At 64.7% G+C, this 16929-nt stretch carries 18 protein-coding genes; 8 read left to right on the forward strand and 10 right to left on the reverse strand.

What is annotated here, in order from left to right; genetic code table 11:
- Positions 1–83 precede the first annotated feature (83 nt).
- Both AB7849_RS06405 and rimO read right to left on the reverse strand, forming a co-directional pair.
- Positions 84–893 carry a DUF3025 domain-containing protein gene (locus AB7849_RS06405; RefSeq protein WP_008215695.1) on the reverse strand — a complete coding sequence of 270 codons (810 nt, stop codon included), beginning with the start codon at positions 891–893 and terminating at the stop codon, positions 84–86.
- A gap of 4 nt (positions 894–897) precedes the next feature.
- Positions 898–2235: a 30S ribosomal protein S12 methylthiotransferase RimO gene (gene rimO / locus AB7849_RS06410; protein ID WP_008215693.1), complete on the reverse strand. Its 1338-nt coding sequence runs from the start codon at positions 2233–2235 to the stop codon at positions 898–900.
- A gap of 391 nt (positions 2236–2626) precedes the next feature.
- On the opposite strand from rimO, the gene AB7849_RS06415 reads away from it, so the two are divergent.
- Together AB7849_RS06415 and AB7849_RS06420 are read left to right on the forward strand one after the other, a co-directional pair.
- Positions 2627–3307 (forward strand): dienelactone hydrolase family protein, encoded by a 681-nt coding sequence (locus AB7849_RS06415; RefSeq protein WP_008212273.1) that lies wholly within the window; start codon positions 2627–2629, stop codon positions 3305–3307.
- Positions 3304–3726 carry an HIT domain-containing protein gene (locus tag AB7849_RS06420; protein ID WP_008212274.1) on the forward strand — a complete coding sequence of 141 codons (423 nt, stop codon included), beginning with the start codon at positions 3304–3306 and terminating at the stop codon, positions 3724–3726. Before AB7849_RS06415 ends, AB7849_RS06420 begins: the two co-directional genes overlap by 4 nt.
- Positions 3727–3834: 108 nt before the next feature.
- On the opposite strand, the gene AB7849_RS06425 is transcribed toward AB7849_RS06420, so the two are convergent.
- From AB7849_RS06425 to apbC, 4 genes are all read right to left on the reverse strand, one after another.
- The gene (locus tag AB7849_RS06425; RefSeq protein ID WP_008212275.1) at positions 3835–4341 is read right to left on the reverse strand and encodes a hypothetical protein; all 507 of its coding nucleotides are present in this window, start codon (positions 4339–4341) and stop codon (positions 3835–3837) included.
- Between the two features lie 91 nt (positions 4342–4432).
- Positions 4433–5002: a dCTP deaminase gene (gene dcd / locus AB7849_RS06430; RefSeq protein WP_008212276.1), complete on the reverse strand. Its 570-nt coding sequence runs from the start codon at positions 5000–5002 to the stop codon at positions 4433–4435.
- A 170-nt stretch (positions 5003–5172) separates the two neighbouring features.
- Positions 5173–5718, reverse strand: a complete 546-nt coding sequence (locus tag AB7849_RS06435; protein ID WP_008212278.1) for an NADPH-dependent FMN reductase — start codon at positions 5716–5718, stop codon at positions 5173–5175.
- The gene (gene apbC / locus AB7849_RS06440; RefSeq protein WP_008212279.1) at positions 5715–6809 is read right to left on the reverse strand and encodes an iron-sulfur cluster carrier protein ApbC; all 1095 of its coding nucleotides are present in this window, start codon (positions 6807–6809) and stop codon (positions 5715–5717) included. Before apbC ends, AB7849_RS06435 begins: the two co-directional genes overlap by 4 nt.
- Positions 6810–6986: 177 nt before the next feature.
- On the opposite strand from apbC, the gene AB7849_RS06445 reads away from it, so the two are divergent.
- On the forward strand, positions 6987–7451 hold the full coding sequence (locus AB7849_RS06445) for a DUF2147 domain-containing protein (RefSeq protein WP_008212281.1): 465 nt from the start codon (positions 6987–6989) through the stop codon (positions 7449–7451).
- 111 nt (positions 7452–7562) lie between these two features.
- Here AB7849_RS06445 and AB7849_RS06450 read toward each other — a convergent pair whose 3' ends face one another.
- The 3 genes from AB7849_RS06450 to AB7849_RS06460 are packed head-to-tail and all read right to left on the reverse strand — an operon-like array spanning position 7563 to position 10121.
- On the reverse strand, positions 7563–8360 hold the full coding sequence (locus AB7849_RS06450) for a DeoR/GlpR family DNA-binding transcription regulator (protein WP_008212283.1): 798 nt from the start codon (positions 8358–8360) through the stop codon (positions 7563–7565).
- Positions 8353–8982, reverse strand: a complete 630-nt coding sequence (locus AB7849_RS06455) for an HAD family hydrolase (RefSeq protein ID WP_008212285.1) — start codon at positions 8980–8982, stop codon at positions 8353–8355. Before AB7849_RS06455 ends, AB7849_RS06450 begins: the two co-directional genes overlap by 8 nt.
- Positions 8979–10121 (reverse strand): MFS transporter, encoded by a 1143-nt coding sequence (locus AB7849_RS06460; RefSeq protein WP_008212287.1) that lies wholly within the window; start codon positions 10119–10121, stop codon positions 8979–8981. The genes AB7849_RS06455 and AB7849_RS06460 overlap by 4 nt, the downstream gene beginning before the upstream one ends.
- 220 nt (positions 10122–10341) lie before the next feature.
- Between AB7849_RS06460 and metG the strand changes: the two genes are divergently transcribed.
- From metG to nth, 4 genes are all read left to right on the forward strand, one after another.
- The gene (gene metG / locus AB7849_RS06465; protein WP_369500724.1) at positions 10342–12459 is read left to right on the forward strand and encodes a methionine--tRNA ligase; all 2118 of its coding nucleotides are present in this window, start codon (positions 10342–10344) and stop codon (positions 12457–12459) included.
- A 56-nt stretch (positions 12460–12515) separates the two neighbouring features.
- Entirely contained in the window at positions 12516–12989 is a 474-nt protein-coding gene (locus AB7849_RS06470) for a hypothetical protein (protein ID WP_369500725.1), read from the forward strand.
- Between the two features lie 15 nt (positions 12990–13004).
- On the forward strand, positions 13005–13610 hold the full coding sequence (gene rsxB, locus AB7849_RS06475; protein ID WP_369500726.1) for an electron transport complex subunit RsxB: 606 nt from the start codon (positions 13005–13007) through the stop codon (positions 13608–13610).
- 142 nt (positions 13611–13752) lie between these two features.
- Entirely contained in the window at positions 13753–14388 is a 636-nt protein-coding gene (gene nth, locus AB7849_RS06480) for an endonuclease III (RefSeq protein ID WP_008212292.1), read from the forward strand.
- Positions 14389–14671: 283 nt separating this feature from the next.
- On the opposite strand, the gene AB7849_RS06485 is transcribed toward nth, so the two are convergent.
- The gene (locus tag AB7849_RS06485) at positions 14672–15976 is read right to left on the reverse strand and encodes a porin (protein WP_008212294.1); all 1305 of its coding nucleotides are present in this window, start codon (positions 15974–15976) and stop codon (positions 14672–14674) included.
- Between the two features lie 189 nt (positions 15977–16165).
- Between AB7849_RS06485 and rnt the strand changes: the two genes are divergently transcribed.
- A complete protein-coding gene (rnt, locus tag AB7849_RS06490) occupies positions 16166–16813 on the forward strand; it encodes a ribonuclease T (RefSeq protein WP_008212295.1) in 648 nt (215 codons plus the stop codon).
- Positions 16814–16929 lie beyond the last annotated feature (116 nt).

Below are 16929 nucleotides of genomic sequence, written 5' to 3' on the forward strand. Positions count from 1 at the left end.
TCATCTCCTCCCGGTATTCCGTCGGCCGCCATGCCTCGCACCAGGACATCAAACGGGAGAAATCGCCCGCGTCATTGCTTCGGTCACAGCACCGACGCGGGCGGATAGCGTCTCCCGGCACGCTTCGGCTGATAGCAGATGGTGCTGCGATGGAAGGCTTCGTCGGCATTCGCGGGATGCCAGCCGGGGATACCGGACAGCGGAAGCGGGCGCAGTTCCAGCGGGTCGTGCAGCAGCGCGCCGGTGGCGATCAGCCCGGCGCAGTGCATGTCGGCGTGCCGGATGTCCGCGTCGCCGGTGGACAGGAACGTCACGGCTTTCCCTACCAGCAGCTTGTCCGGATTCAACGCAAGTTCCAGCAGTGCATGCCCGAACAGCTCGCAGCGGATCGAGCCATCCAGCCACGCCTGCCGATGCTGCCAGAACAAGGCGTACCAGTCGTGAGCGTCCCACAAGCGCAGCAGTGCCGGATCGCGCACGACCACGATGACGCCGCCTTCGTCGAAGTGGGTCATCGCGTATTGGGCGCGCGAGCGCTGCTTTGGCCCCATGCGCACGATCTCGGCCATCTGGCGCAGATTCAATGCCTGCTTCAGCGCCGGATATCGCAGCCACACCAGCGCGTTGAGCAGGTCGTGCCAGTTGTCCTTGCGGGTGGCGATCCGGCCGTGCTCGGCGATGCGCTGCTCGTAATGCAGGCCATCGGCGAGCAGATCAGCATCCTGTGCCGCGAAGCGAGTAGACGTCGTGGCCGGCCACAGCGTGTTGAGTGCTTCGATCGTGGGCCACGCCTGCCCTTGCAACAGACCGGCATGGTCCCGCCATGCCGCCAGCGGCAGCCGGTCGAACACTTGCGGGTCGACCGTGCCACGGGCCGGCGCGACATAGCGCACGGTCTTACACGATCTTGAGCTTGGGATGCGCCAACCGCGCGTGCAGGTCGTGCTCGCTGGCCGCTTCGATCACGACGTCGACGAACTGACCGGGCTTCAGTGCGTGGCCGTCGGCGATCAGCACGCTGCCGTCGATCTCGGGTGCGTCGGCAGCCGAACGCGCAACCGCGCCATCGGCATTCGCCTCGTCGACCAGTACGGTCATCGTGCTGCCGATCTTGCGCTGCAGTTTCGCCGCGGAGATTTCCGCCTGCACTTCCATGAAGCGTTCGAGGCGGTCTTCCTTCAGCTCTTCGGAGACGGCGCCGGGCAGTTCGTTGGCCTTGGCGCCGTCCACCGGCGAATAGGCGAACGCGCCCACGCGATCGAGTTCGGCTTCGCGCAGGAAGTCGAGCAGTTCCTCGAATTCGGCGTCGGTCTCGCCAGGGAAGCCGACGATGAAGGTGCTGCGGATGGTGAGGTTCGGAACCTGCTTGCGCCAGTTGCGGATGCGCTCCAGCGTCTTGTCGATGTTGCCGGGGCGTTTCATCAGTTTCAGGATGCGCGGGCTGGCGTGCTGGAACGGGATGTCCAGGTACGGCAGGATCTTGCCGGCGGCCATCAGCGGCATCAGTTCGTCCACGTGCGGGTACGGGTAGACGTAGTGCAGGCGCACCCACACGCCCAGCTCCGACAAGCCTTCGCACAGTTCGGTCATGCGCGTGCGGTACGACTTGCCGTGCCATTCGTGCTCGGCGTACTTCACGTCGACGCCGTAGGCGCTGGTGTCCTGCGAGATCACCAGCAGTTCCTTCACGCCACCCTTGACCAGCTTTTCGGCCTCGACCAGCACCTCGTCGACCGGGCGCGAGACCAGGTTGCCGCGCATCGACGGGATGATGCAGAAACTGCAGCGGTGATTGCAGCCTTCGGAAATCTTCAGGTAGGCGTAGTGCTTCGGGGTGAGCTTGACGCCCGTGTCCGGCACGATGTCCAGGAACTTGTTGCGCTTCGGCGGCAGCACGTCGTGTACCGCGTGCATCACGCTGGCGTAATCCTGCGGCCCACTGATCGACAGCACGTCGGGATAGGCTTCGCGAATCAGGTCCGCGCGCTTGCCCAGGCAACCGGTGACGATCACCTTGCCGTTCTCGTTGAGTGCGGTGCCGATCGAATCCAGCGACTCCTGCACCGCTGCGTCGATGAAACCGCAGGTGTTCACCACCACCGCGTCGGCCTCGTTGTAGCTCGGCACGATCTGGTAGCCCTCGACCTTGAGCTGGGTGAGGATGCGCTCGGAATCCACCAGGGCCTTGGGGCAGCCAAGGCTGACGAAACCGATCTTCTGCGAAGCCTGGGACATGGGCGGGCTTTACCGTGAAAACGAGTGGGAACAGGCAATTATACGGAATCGACGTCTGCGGGGCCGGTTCCATCGCCGAAACCCGATGATTTCACGGACAAGCGCTTGCGCCATTCGCCGTGCCCCACTGCCCGGGAGCCCATCGTCTGGTCTGAAAAAAATCGACCAGCGGTCCATTTCCACCGCCCAGGCTCCCAGGAGCGTGGGCGGTAGAAACTTTCGAGGCGAAAAAGTGGCTGCGTGAGGACAGATTTTCGACGATTCGCCGGCCCATAGTGGTTCTATGGGCCAAGAAGCGACGGAAATATGGACCACACAGACACTTTTGCAGCCCGGAAGATTTCTGCCGCCCACGCTCCTAGAATCACCCTACCCCCACAGGAGCATCGCCATGGGCCAGCACATCAACATTCCGACCTCTCGCACCCGGTGCATCGGCGGTTATCTGGCGCAAGCCGAGGGCCAGCCGAAAGGCGGCGTGGTGCTGATCCAGGAAATCTACGGCGTCACCCAACATATCCGCGACGTGGCCGATCGCCTTGCCGCCGCCGGCTATACGACGATCGCGCCGGCCTTCTTCGATCATCTGGAAGCGTGGCTGGAACTGGACTATGACGAAGTCGGCACGGCGCGCGGCAAGGGCCTGGTAGCCGAGCTGGGGCTGGATCACCCACTGGAGGACGTGGCCAGTGCGGCCGAAGCCATCGCCTCGTCCGGCAAGATCGGCACGGTGGGCTTTTGCTGGGGCGGCACGGTGGCGTTGCTGGCCGCGATGAAACTCGGCCTGCCGTCGGTGAGTTATTACGGCGCCCGCAACCTGTCACTGCTGGGCAAGAATCCGAAGGCGCCCGTGATGTTCCACTTCGGCGAGAACGACCAGTCGATTCCACCCGAGGCCGTGGCCAAACATCGCGAGCTGCTGCCCGAGTCGGCGGAAATCTTCACCTATCCCGGTGCCGGCCACGCCTTCAACCGCGACGTGCCGGGCGACAAGCACTATCACGAGGCCAGTGCCAAGCTGGCCTGGGAGCGCACGCTGGGTTTCCTCGACAAGCACCTGGCCAACGCATGAGCGAGACCGCCTTCACCCTCGACCCGCGCCTGCAGGGCGACACCCGTCCGGTGATCTCGCTGCCCTTGTGCAACGTATTGTTGATGAACGACGCGCGCTTTCCATGGCTGATCCTGGTGCCGCGCCAGGCTGGCAAGTCGGAAATTGCCGATCTGTCCGAAGCGGACCAGGCCCGCTTGTGGCAGGAAGTGAACAAGGCCGGTGCGGCACTGCGTGCCACGGCCCGATGCGACAAGCTCAACATCGGTGCATTGGGCAATATCGTGCGGCAGTTGCATGTGCATGTCGTCGCCCGATGCGATGGCGATGCGGCATGGCCCGGGCCGGTCTGGGGCTGCGGGCACGCGCTGCCTTATGACGACGCCGAGCGCCGTGGCCACATCGAAAACCTGCGTGCCGCGTTGACGGCCACGCACTGAATCACGCCCCTGCACATGAAAACGCCTGCATGAACCATGCAGGCGTTTGCTTGTTCCGCCCGGTTGACGCCGGGCCGTCAGCCCAGGCGCCAGAACCGGGTCATGGCCTCAATAGCCGCCGCGCTGGCCGGCCTGCTCCACGCTGTCGCAACCTGCCGCGCTCTTGCACTTCTGGCCATCATCCTGCTTCACCGGCGCATGGTATTCCTGCAGCGCGCGCGCCTTGGTCTCGACCGGATTGATCTTCTTCAGCGTACCGCCGTCGTCGTAGTACACGGCAAAGCCGTAGTCGAGCACCATGCGGGCCATGTACTGCAGGTGCTGCTTGCGAATCTTCGAGTCATCACTGCGCACCAGCAACACGGTCTTCGGCAGTTTGCCGATGTCCTTCTCGTAGGCGAAATGGCTGCCCAGGTCGATCGAGGAGAGCACCGCGCCATCCAGCATGAACTGGCCGCTCTTGTAGGCCTCCACGGTGACATCGAACTTCTTTTCGACCTTCGCCATGTCGGCCGGGCTCTTGGTGCTGCCACGATGGCAACCGGCCAGAACCAGCAGGCTGCCCAACATCAGCGCAGCGGTGGCGCGGCTCAGCAGCGTGGAAAAACGGGTCATGCGGGTCTCCTGCATCTAGCGATGGCCCGACGGAGTGTAGCGCCGGGCCAGTGGGGTGGCGGACGTCACGGCGACGCCTGCCAACAATCGTTCAGGTACGCGGCAGGGTGACGCCCTGCTGGCCCTGGTATTTGCCGGCGCGATCCTTGTAACTGGTTTCGCACGGCTCGTCGGATTCGAAGAACAGCATCTGCGCCACGCCTTCGTTGGCGTAGATCTTGGCCGGCAGCGGCGTGGTGTTGGAGAACTCCAGCGTCACGTGGCCTTCCCACTCCGGCTCCAGCGGGGTCACATTGACGATGATGCCGCAGCGCGCATAGGTGCTTTTGCCCAGGCACACCACCAGCACGTCGCGCGGGATGCGGAAATACTCCACCGTACGCGCCAGCGCGAACGAGTTGGGCGGGATGATGCACACGTCCGACTCCACGTCCACGAAGCTGTTCGGATCGAACGCCTTCGGGTCGACAATGGTGGAGTTGATGTTGGTGAAAATCTTGAATTCGCGCGCACAGCGCACGTCGTAACCATAGCTGGACGTGCCCCAGGACACGGCACGACTGCCGTCATCGCGACGCTTCATCTGGCCCGGCTCGAACGGCTCGATCATGCCGTGGCCCTCGGCCATGCGGCGAATCCACTTGTCGGACTTGATGCTCACGCGGGCTCCGGTCGGTAGCAGTGCGCCGGACAGGCCGGCCGCAAAGCAGCAAAAATACATGGTCGGGGCATCCCCACGCCAGCCGAGGGGCCACGATCGCCCGCAGGAGCCCGCTCACGGCGATGCTTTTTCGATTTCCGCAAGATAGTGCATCGCCCGCGAGCGGGTTCCTACCGTTCGGGCGGAATGTCGGCCAGGACATCCAGCGCGGCCTGCAATTCCGCGCAGCGGTCCGTGCTGGCCAATACCTGATCTACCGTGCAGCCGGCCCCGGGCAACGCCACGGGCACGGGTGCCGGGACCAGCAAGCACGCCGACATGGTGCGCAGAATCTCGGCCAGCGCCTCCTGCGCGTGCGTCGAGCCGCGCGCCGACGTGTTCAGCAGCAGCACCGGCTTGCCGGGAAACTCCAGGCTGCCGACCAGCCAGTCCAGCAGGTTCTTGAAGGCGCCGGGCACGCCGTGCGCGTATTCGGGGCAGGCGACCAGCAGCGCATCGGCCCGGCCCACCACCTCGCGCAGTACCAATACGGCGGTTGGCAACGGGTCGCGTTCGTCGTCGGGGTTGAACAGCGGCAACGCGGCAAGGCCGTCGTACGGCAACAGTTCCAGCGATGGCGGCGCCAACTGCCGCGCCGCCTCCAGTGCCGCGCGATTGGACGAAACCCGACGCAGGCTGCCGCACAGGCACAGCACGCGCCGGGTCGCCGTCGTCATCCGGCTGGAGTGCCCTGCACCACGATCTTGCCCAGCCCCAGCGACTTGTTGCGTGGCTGGCGCGACAGGCGTCCCGCGGTATTGCGGGCGATATTCCGATAGCGCGCGGCCAGCTCGGAATCCGGCATCGCCACCACGGTCGGGGTACCGCCATCGGCCTGCTCGCGGATGCGGATGTCCAGCGGCAGCGAGCCCAGATAGGCCACGCCGTATTGCTCGGCCATGCGCAGACCACCGCCCTCGCCGAAGATGTGTTCCTCGTGGCCGCAGTTCGAACAGATGTGGGTGGCCATGTTTTCCACGATGCCGAGCACCGGGACCTCGACCTTCTCGAACATCTTCAGCGCCTTGCGCGCGTCCAGCAGGGCGATGTCCTGCGGCGTGGTGACGATCACCGCACCGGCCACCGGCACCTTCTGCGACAGCGTGAGCTGGATGTCGCCGGTGCCTGGCGGCAGGTCGATCACCAGGTAATCGAGCATGTCCCAGCGCGAGTCGGTCAGCAGTTGCATCATGGCCTGGGTGACCATCGGGCCGCGCCAGATCATCGGTGTTTCCTCGTCGACCAGGAAGCCGATCGACATCGCCTGCAGCCCATGTGCCTGCATCGGCGTGATGCTCTTGCCGTCGGGCGATTCCGGCTTGCCGCTGATGCCGAGCATGCGCGGCTGGCTGGGCCCGTAGATGTCCGCATCGAGCACGCCGACCCGGGCGCCTTCGGCCTGCAACGCCAGCGCCAGGTTGACCGCAACCGTGGACTTGCCCACGCCGCCCTTGCCCGAGGCCACCGCGATGATGTTCTTCACGTTCGGCAACGGCCCCAGCGTGCCCTGCACCTTGTGCACGTGGACGCGGCTGGTGATCGACACCGCGGCCGACTCGATCGCCGGATCGGCTTCCAGCGCCTGCTTCGCTTGCGCGGCAAGCGCGTCGACCGCGCCGGCGGCGGGATAGCCCAGCAGCAGGTCGACCGACACCTTCGCGCCGTCCACGCCCACCGCACGCACGGATTCGGCCAGCGGGGCACCGGTGTGTGGATCGGCCAGCCCTTCCAGCACGCGGCGAACCCGCGCTTCGTCTACCTGCGTCATCGTGCTTGCAAACCTTGAACCATGGGGAATCCGCGCATTATGCCAGCCCGCCCCACCACCCCGTCCTGATGCAGGTCAGCCGGCCAAATGACTCGATGGCGCATTGCAGCTTGACGGCCCCGCAAGGTCCCGGCAGGCTCAAACCATACGCTTTCGTACGGGAGGAGGACCCCCACCATGAAGCCGATGTTCCGATTCGCGATCGCTACCAGCCTGTTGCTTGCCGCCGGCAGCGCTTTTGCCGCCAGCGACACCCCGGTCGGCACCTGGAAACAGGTGGACGACGTTTCCGGCAAAGTCACCTCGATCCTGCAGATCACCGATAACCAGGGCCAGCTCGAGGCCAAGGTGCTCAAGGTGCTGAACATGACGCCCGAGCAGATTGCGCGCGACGGCGAACACCCCCGCTGCACCAAGTGCGACGGTGACCGCCACAACCAGCCCATCGAAGGCATGACCATCATGTGGGGCGTCAGCAAGGACGGCGACGTGTGGGACGGCGGCCACATCCTCGACCCCAAGAGCGGCAAGACCTACAAGGTGAAGCTGACCCTTGAGGACGGCGGCCAGAAGCTCGACGTGCACGGTTACATCGGCTTCTCGCTGTTCGGCCGCAGCCAGACCTGGACCCGCCAGGACTGATCCGAAAGCTTTGCATGCACGATGCCCGGGTTGGTTCCAGCCCGGGCATCGTCGTTTCGGGAATGACATGTCCGGTTGACAGCGGCAACGCCAGCCCCGGCGAAACCCGGCTCAGGCGCGCACCACGCCCGCGCGATGCACGCTGGCGCCCTTCGCCACGAAGGCTGCACGCACGACGCGGCCCGCATCATGCTCCACCACCAGGTGCTGTACATCGGTCATGCTGACAATCTGATGGGTGGCCTGGGTGCCCAGCTTGTCGTCGGTAGCCACCACCACGGTTTCGCCGCTGGCCTCGACCATCGCCCGCTTGAACAGCGATTCCTCGCTGTCGAATCCCCACAAGCCGGTTTCCGCCTCGATCGCACACGCGCCCGGAAAGCACAGGTCGGCACGGATGCGTTGCAGCTCGCGCAAGGTCTGTCCGCCGACCGCGCCACCGACGCGCGGATGGATGCGACCACCCAGCAGCAGGATCTCGAAACCCTCGCGGTCGTACAGCGCCAGTGCGATGTCCGGTGCATTGGTGACCACGGTCAGCCGCATCCGCTCGGGCAGCGCGGCGGCAATCGCGGCATTGGTGGAACCGGCATCGATCAGCAGCACCTGGCCCTCGCGCACCAGTTCCACCGCCTTGCGCGCCAGCGCCAGCTTGCGGCCGGCATGTTCGGCATGCCGCTGTTTCAACGGCGCCAACGGCGCCAGCAATGGCAACGCGCCGCCATAGACACGCTTGCACAGCCCCTTGGCGGCCAGTTCGCGCAAGTCACGGCGGATCGAATCCTCCGATGCGCCGAACTCCGCCGCCAGCTCGGCCGCCAGCACGCGCCCATGGCTGCGCAAGCGCTGCAGGATGCGTTGCTGGCGCTCCTGCGGCAACATCTCGATGCCGGGTGCAGGCCTAGCCATCGGCGGAATCCAGCATGCCGGCGCGGCACAGTTCTTCGCGCAAGGTGGCGGCATCGCGAAACTGCAGCGCATGCATGCCCAGCCGCGCCGCCGCCTCGACGTTGCGCGGCGCGTCGTCGATGTAGATCGTGCGCCTGGCATCAAGTTCGAAACGCTGCAACATGCGCCGGAAAATGACCGGGTCGGGTTTGATCAGCCGCTCCTCGCCCGACACCATGATGTCGATGAAGGCATCCATGAACGTGAAGCGCTGGCGTGCCATCGGAAACGTTTCCTGCGACCAGTTGGTCAGCGCGTATAGCGGCACGCCGCGCTCGCGCAATTCGTCGAGGATCGCCACGCTCGGCGCGATCGGGCCGCTCAGCATGTCGTACCAGCGTTCGCGGTAGGCTGCGATCAATCCGGCATGTTGCGGATGGGCGGCACTGAGCTCGGCGATCGCCTCGGCCCATGAACGACCCTCGTCCTGCCGCTCGTTCCAGCGCGACGTGCAGACGTCGGCCAGGAAGCGCTCCATCGCCGCCTCGTCGTCGAACAACTGGCGATACAGGTAGCGCGGATTCCAGTCGACCAGCACGCCGCCGAGATCGAACACCACGGTATCGAAGCGCGTCGCGCTCATGACTTCACCACCCGGGCCGAGGCTGCGGTCAGCAGCAACATGGCGCCCACCGCCGCCAGTGCCAACGGCAGGCTGCTGACATGCGCCACGAAGCCGACCAGCGCCGGGCCGCAAAGCAAACCGGCGTAGCCCAACGTCGTCACGGTGGCGATGGCGATGCCGGGAGAAGTCCCCGGCAGCCGTCCGGCGGCGCCGAACATCACCGGCACGATATTCGCCGCGCCCAGCCCCACCAGCACGAAACCCGCCAGCGACGCCCATGGCCACGCCAGCAGGGTAGCCATCAGGAAGCCCGCCGCCGCGGCACACGCACCGAAGCGCACGGTAAGGACCGGGCCAAAGCGCGCCACGGCACGGTCGCCACTGAGGCGACCCAGCGCCATCGCCACCGAGAACATCGCATAGCCGATGCCGGCCGAGGCCTCGGAAAAACCACGCGAATCACGCAGCAGTACCGCACTCCAGTCCAGCATCGAGCCCTCGGCGAGGAAGCTGATGAAGCACAGAAAACCGAGCAGGAATACCGCGCCGCGCGGCATGCTGAAAGCCGGCCGGTGCGCCGCGCCGGCCACCTCGTCGAGCAGGCTGGACCATTGCGTCAGCACCACCGCAAGCAGCAACAGGGAAACAATCGTAGCGGCCATCGTCATCGAGGCGCCCAGCGCCAGCAACAGGCTCATGCCCGCTGCACCGCCCAGCCCGCCGATGCTGAACAAGCCGTGGAACCCGGACATCAGCGGCCGCGCCGCGCGGCGCTCCACCTCTACCGCGTGCGCGTTCATCGCCACGTCCACCGCGCCCAACGCCGCGCCGAAATAAAGCAGCGCCAACGCCAACGCCAGCGCATGCGGCGCCAGCGTCAGCAACGGCAACGCCACGCAGGTCAGCAAGCCGCCGACCACGATCACCTTGCGGCTGCCGAAATGGTGGGTAAGAAAGCCCACCAGCGGCATCGAGACCATCGAACCGCCGCCGAAGGCCAGCAACACCAGGCCCAGCGTGGCGTCATCCAGACCCAGGCGAGTCTTGACGTAAGGCACCATCGGCGCCCACGCCGATACGCCGATGCCCGCGGCGAGAAATATCAGGCGCGTGGCACGTATCGCCGGCGCGAGGCGTCGCCCCTCTCCCACCGCCATCGCAACGTTGCTTGAAGGCACGGCCGACTCCACGGAATCACTGCGATAAAATGTATATAAACGTGCAAGAACATGCAATAGACCCACCCGCTCAGGCACCGTGTCCGGCGTGAACCCGATCCCGTCGTCCTGGCGATGCCGCCCTCGAATTCCCGCCTGTCCGGCAAAGCCGATGGACGGCCATGTCATAATGCGCAGTCATCATTGAAGACCGCGAACCATGAGCCGCTTACTCGTTACCAACGCCCTGCCCTATGCCAATGGCCCGCTGCACATGGGCCATCTGCTGGGCTACATCCAGGCCGACATCTGGGTGCGCGCGCAACGAATGAGCGGTCACGAGGTGGTCTACGTCTGCGCCGACGATGCGCACGGCACGCCGATCATGCTCGCCGCCGAAAAAGCCGGCATGACGCCCGAGGCTTTCATTGCCGGCATCCGCGAAGGCCACGAGGCCGACTTCGCCGCCTTCGGCGTGGCGTTCGACCACTACCACACCACCCACTCGGACGAGAACCGCGAGCTGGCGACGCTGATCTACACGCGTCTGCGCGATGGTGCCCGGCGCGGCAGCGCGGAAAACCAGAGTTATATCGCCAAACGCAGCATCCAGCAGCTGTTCGATCCGGAAAAACAGATGTTCCTGCCGGACCGCTACATCAAGGGCACCTGCCCGAAGTGCGGCACCGCGGACCAGTACGGCGACAACTGCGAGAACTGCGGCGCCACCTATGCGCCCACCGACCTGATCAACCCGTATTCGGTGGTGTCCGGCGCCACGCCGGTGCTGCGCGACTCGGAGCACTACTTCTTCGAGCTGGGCAAATTCGAATCACTGCTGCGCGACTGGTTCGGCGGCAAGCTCACTGGCGGCAAGCCGGTGGCCAACAGCGGCGTGGTGGCAAAGCTGGCCGAATGGCTGGACGGCGGCCTGAAGGACTGGGACATCTCGCGCGACGCGCCCTACTTCGGCTTCCCCATCCCCGACGCGCCGGGCAAGTTCTTCTACGTCTGGCTGGACGCGCCGGTCGGCTACCTGGCCAGCTTCAAGGCGCTGTGCGACAAGACCGGTCTGAACTTCGACGATTTCCTGGGCGCCGACAGCACGGCCGAGCTGCACCACTTCATCGGCAAGGACATCATCAACTTCCACGGTCTGTTCTGGCCGGCGATGTTGCACGGCGCGCAGTTCCGCACGCCCACGGCCTTGCACGTCAACGGCTACCTGACGGTGAACGGCGCGAAGATGTCCAAGTCGCGCGGCACCTTCATCCAGGCGCGTACCTATCTCGACGCCGGCATCCATCCGGAATTCCTGCGCTACTACTTCGCCACCATGCTCAACGATGCGCCGGTGGATGTAGACCTTGACCTGAAGGCTTTCGAGGAACGCGTCAACTCGCACCTGATCGGCAAGTGGGTGAACATCGCCAGCCGCACTGCCGGCTTCGTGCAGAAATTCTTCGACGGCAAGCTGGCCGACCATTTCGAGGCCGAAGAGGCCGCGTTGTGGCAGCAGTTGCTGGCGCATTACGACGGCATCGAGCAGCTGTATGCCGAGGGCGAATTTGCCGAAACCACGCGTCGTTTTGTCGCCATCGCCGACTTGGTCAACGGCTACATCGCCGCCAAGGCCCCGTGGCTGATGGCCAAGGACGAAGCGCGCCGCGCCGAATTGCAGCAGGTCTGCACGCTGGCGCTGCACGGCTTCCGTCTGCTTGCCGGCCTGCTCAAGCCGGTGCTGCCCGCTACCGTCGCCGCCGCCGAACACTTCCTGGCCGCACCGATTGCCGATTTCGCCGATGCCCGCCGCGAACTGTTCGGCCATGCCGTCAACACGTTCGAGCCACTGCTCGGCCGCATCGATCCCAAGCGCATCGAGGCGATGGTCGAAGCCTCGAAAGAATCGCTCGGTGCGCCCGCTGCCGCACCCGCACCTGCCAAGAAGAAAGCCATGAACGACACCGCCAAGCCCTCCGCTCCGCCCGCAACAGCTGACACCACGACTACCATTTCCATCGACGACTTCGCCAAGCTCGACCTGCGCATCGGCAAGGTCAGCGTCTGCGAATTCGTGGAAGGCTCGGACAAGCTGCTGCGCTTCGAGCTGGATGCCGGTGCACTGGGCACGCGGCAGATCTTCTCCGGCATCCGCGCCGCCTACGAGGAACCTGCGAAGCTGGTGGGCCGCAACGTGGTGTTCATCGCCAACTTGGCCCCGCGCAAGATGCGCTTCGGCCTGTCCGAAGGCATGATCCTGTCCGCCGGTAACGGCGGCAGCGACCTGTTCCTGCTCGACGCCGACCAGGGTGCAACGCCGGGCGCCACCGTTCGCTGAATATCCGTGTCCGCGGCACCAAGGAGGCTGCAGTGAAAATCTGGAAGATTGCGTTCGTGCTGATTGCGTCGGCATCGATCTCGACACTCGCATGGCCGGGCGGCGCCCATGCCACCCCTCTTCCGCAAACCAAGGCACCATCCGCCGATCCGGCCATGGCGCTGGTACAACGCCTCGACACCGCGCACAACCTGGAACGACTGGCCAACCGGGTGGCCGGCAGCACGGTGACGTTCGCCGGATTGGCAAGATCGCACGGAACCGACAACGCGCGGCAGATCGTTGCCGAAGAAATTACCAAGGCACGCCCCGGCTATCAGGCGCAATGGGACCACAATCTGGCCGAGATCTACGCCAGATATTTCAGCACGGAAGAACTTCGCTCGCTGTTGGCCCAAGGCCCGCGCTCACCCTACACATCCAAGCTTGTCTCCACACATGAGGCGATTGCCCTGGATATGCGCAAGGCGTCCAGCGGAATCCTGCAGCAGCTCGTCACCGAGTCACTGACCAATGCAGCCCGGCGCTAGGCGCCGACTGTTCCCATGACGACTCTGGCCGACCGCATCGATGCCATCCTGCCGCAGACGCAGTGCGAGCAGTGCGGTTACCACGGCTGCCGGCCGTATGCGGAAGCGATCGCGCGCGGCGAAGCCGAGATCAACCAATGCCCGCCAGGCGGCGTCGACGGTATCGCGAAGCTGGCTGCGTTGCTTGATCGTCCCGCACTGCCGTTGAACAGCGAACATGGCGTGGAAAAACCGCGCATGCTGGCACGCATCATCGAAGCGGATTGCATCGGCTGCACCAAATGCATCCAGGCTTGCCCGGTCGATGCCATCGTCGGCGCGGCCAAGTTGATGCATACCGTGATCGTCGACGACTGCACCGGTTGCGAACTGTGCGTGCCGGCCTGCCCGGTGGACTGCATCGTGCTGGAGCCGATGCCCATGGAACAGCTCGACCAGGCGCATGCCGATGCGGCGCGCGAACATTTCCGAAAACGCGAAGCGCGGCTGGCACGCGAAGCGGCCGAACGCGAGGCAGAACTGGCCGCGCGCAAGGCGGCGGTGGATGTCGCCGCTGCCAGCAATCCGGTGCTGGCCGCGCTGGCGCGCGCCCGGGCGAAACAGCAGGGCAAGGATCAGTGACCGCAAATTGCCGCACCACTCCCGCCACGTCATGCCAGCGGACGCTGGCATCCAGCGCCTTGGCACCCCGGACATCCGAAAGCCACCGGGTTCCAGCTTTCGCTGGAACGACGGGGCACTTTCCGCAGCATGCACCATGCCCATGAAACGCGCCGACGTGGTCGAGATCTTCACCCGCCTGCGCGAGCTGAACCCGCATCCCACCACCGAACTGGAATACGACACGCCGTTCGAGCTGCTGGTGGCGGTGGTGCTGTCCGCGCAGGCCACCGACGTGGGCGTGAACAAGGCCACGCGCAAGCTCTATCCACTGGCGAACACGCCGCAGGCGATCCTCGCGCTGGGCGAGGACGGGCTGAAGAAGTACATCAACACCATCGGCCTGTTCAACGCCAAGGCGAAGAACGTGATCGCACTGTGCCAAATCCTGGTCGAGCAGCATGAAGGTGAAGTGCCACGCACGCGCGAGGCGCTGGAAGCGCTGCCCGGCGTGGGTCGCAAGACCGCCAATGTGGTGCTCAACACGGCCTTCGGCGAACCCACCATGGCGGTGGACACGCACATCTTCCGCGTCAGCAACCGTACCGGCTTGGCGCCGGGCAAGGACGTGCGCGTGGTCGAGGACAAACTGGTCAAGGTGATACCAGCGGAATTCCGGCAAGACGCGCATCACTGGCTGATCCTGCACGGGCGCTACGTGTGCAAGGCGCGCAAGCCGGACTGCCCGCATTGCGTGATCCGTGACCTGTGCCGCTACAAGGACAAGACCGTCGCCTGAGTGGCATCAGGCCTTGCTTCCTCTCCCCTCCGGGGAGAGGACTGAGGTGAGGGGTGGGTGCTCGCGCTAAGGCCACAAATGCAAGCTGTTCCGTTGAGGCATGCTGCGAGGTTGCCCCTCACCCCGGCCCTCTCCCCGAAGGAGAGAGGGAGAAGAGCTGACCACCCAAAAAAGCAAACGGCGGGCTGATGCCCGCCGTTTTCCGTCCCTGGGTCGAACTCCCTTCGATAAATCGCATGCCCATGCTGCCATGGGTATGTGACGGTTCGGGGGAACCCGTGTGTCAGAACGCGACCTGCCCGTACACGCCGATCTCGTTGGTCTTCAGGTTCTGCACATGCGGCGGCACCGGGGCAGATACCTGGGTGTCGCCCGATTCGTGCTTCCACACCGCTGCCAGCTGGAAGCCCCTGGTCACTGCATACTGCAGGCCGAGGTTGTAGTAGGTGTCCTTGTTCTCCGGAGCCAGCGTCTTGCTCGGCTTGATCTTGTCGTAGCGCGCGAACAGGGTCATGTAGTCGTTCAGTGCCACGCTGCCCCACGCCGAGTAGCCGTCCGTCTTGTCGGACTGCGGCGTCATCACGTTGTTCCAGTTCTTGGCGGTGAAGTATTCCGCGCCGACGCGAAACGCTTTGCTCTTGTAGGCCACCATCAGGTCGCCACGCTGGGCGGTGTGGTCAACGCTGGTGTTTTCCATTTCCTTGCCGCGATCGCCGGTGTAACCACCCAGCGCCACGACCATGCCCTCGATCGGCGAGAAGCCGACGCGGCCTTCGAAATCCACGCCCTTGCTGCGGCTCGGGTTCTTGTAGCCATTGCCGTTCACCGCGGACACGGCATAGTTGAACATGCCGTTCGAGCCCACGCTGCCGAACATGTGCAAGCCCCAATCCGCAGAGTTCGCGTAATGATTGCGATCGGTCACGGTCGGTTCCACGTAGCGGAAGCCGTAGTAATCCTCGACGAACGGAATCCACGGCATGTCGGCCGAACCGATGCGCAGGATCGCCGCCTTGTCGAACGTGCCCTGCACGTAAGCCTTCTTCACGAACAGGTTGGTTTCGCCATCATTGCTGACGTAGTTGAAGTCGGTCGTCAGGTTGGCCGACCAGATGTCGTCGAACTTGTGCGTCACGCTCAGGTAGAAGCGCTTCACATCCAGGCCGATACCGCTGTTGTTGGTCTTGCCGGTGTCGCTGTTCTTCTGGTTGATGTTGGAGAAATCGAAGTACATCTTGCCGCCGACCGTGGTGTTGTCGACCAGCTTGTCCAGGCGATCCAGGCGCTTGCTCAGTTCGGCATCCGGCGCCGGCGCGGCCGCAATCGTCTGCTGTTGCGCCTGCACCTGCTGCACCGCCTGCGCGGTCTGTTGCTGGGTCTGAGCCTGGTTGGCGGACTGCGACTGCAGCTCATCCACCTTCTGCTGCAAGGCCATGATCTCGGCCTTCATCTGTTGCAACTCGCTGGCGCTGGCCGAAGACCGCGCGGTCGACTTGTGATGACGGACCTGGGCCGGCGCGGCGGTGGCCGCAAAGCTGCTCACGCCCAGGCTGACGGCAATCGCCGCCACGAGAATCTTAGAACGCATGGAAATCTCCACTGATGGTAGGAATCACGTCGACCGCCCCCTAATCGATCTTGCTGGCCGGCCATGTCAGGAACGGCAAGCAGGATGTCGTGTCTGGATGACTATTCGATTCAAATCACGTTACGAAATGAAGACAGTCGTCATATCCGTGCCCGGCTCACGCCGCCGACTGGCTGATATGCTTGGCCCATGGACGTACACAACAACAGCATGGCCAACCGCATGGTCGAGCGGTTCCGCGGCTTCCTGCCCGTGGTGGTGGACGTGGAAACCGGCGGTTTCGATGCCGAGCATGACGCGTTGCTGGAAATCGCAGCGGTCACGCTCGACATGGACCCGGACGGCTTCCTGCATCCGCAGCCGGCGATATCGGCACATGTCGAGCCCTTCCCCGGCGCCAACCTCGACCCGCGCGCGCTGGAAGTCACCGGCATCGATCCGTACAACCCGTTGCGCGGCGCCATGAACGAACGCATGGCCATGGAGCGCATTTTCCAGGCGGTGCGCCAGGTGATGCGCGAATACGGTTGCCAGCGGGCGATTCTGGTCGGCCACAACGCCGCCTTCGACCTCGGCTTCGTCAACGCCGCGGTGCGCCGCATCGCGCACAAGCGCAATCCGTTCCACCCCTTCAGCTGCTTCGATACCGCCACGCTGGGCGGCCTCGCCTATGGCCAGACCGTGTTGAGCAAGGCGGCGCAAGCCGCGGGCCTGGAATTCGACACGCGCGAAGCCCATTCGGCGGTGTACGACGCCGAACGCACCGCCGAGCTGTTCTGCGGCATCGTCAACCGCTGGCGCCAGCTGGAAACACGCGAGCACGCCACAACGCCCTGAAATTCGTGCGGATCTCCGTGCGGATCAATGACAGTTCTGCGTGACTGTCATCGTAATGAAACACTCGTCTCACATCCTTGCAATGCACGACGCTTGAAGTAGCGGTACCGGGCACA

It is taken from the genome of Rhodanobacter sp. FW021-MT20, from assembly GCF_041107475.1.
Taxonomy (GTDB): domain Bacteria; phylum Pseudomonadota; class Gammaproteobacteria; order Xanthomonadales; family Rhodanobacteraceae; genus Rhodanobacter_A; species Rhodanobacter_A glycinis.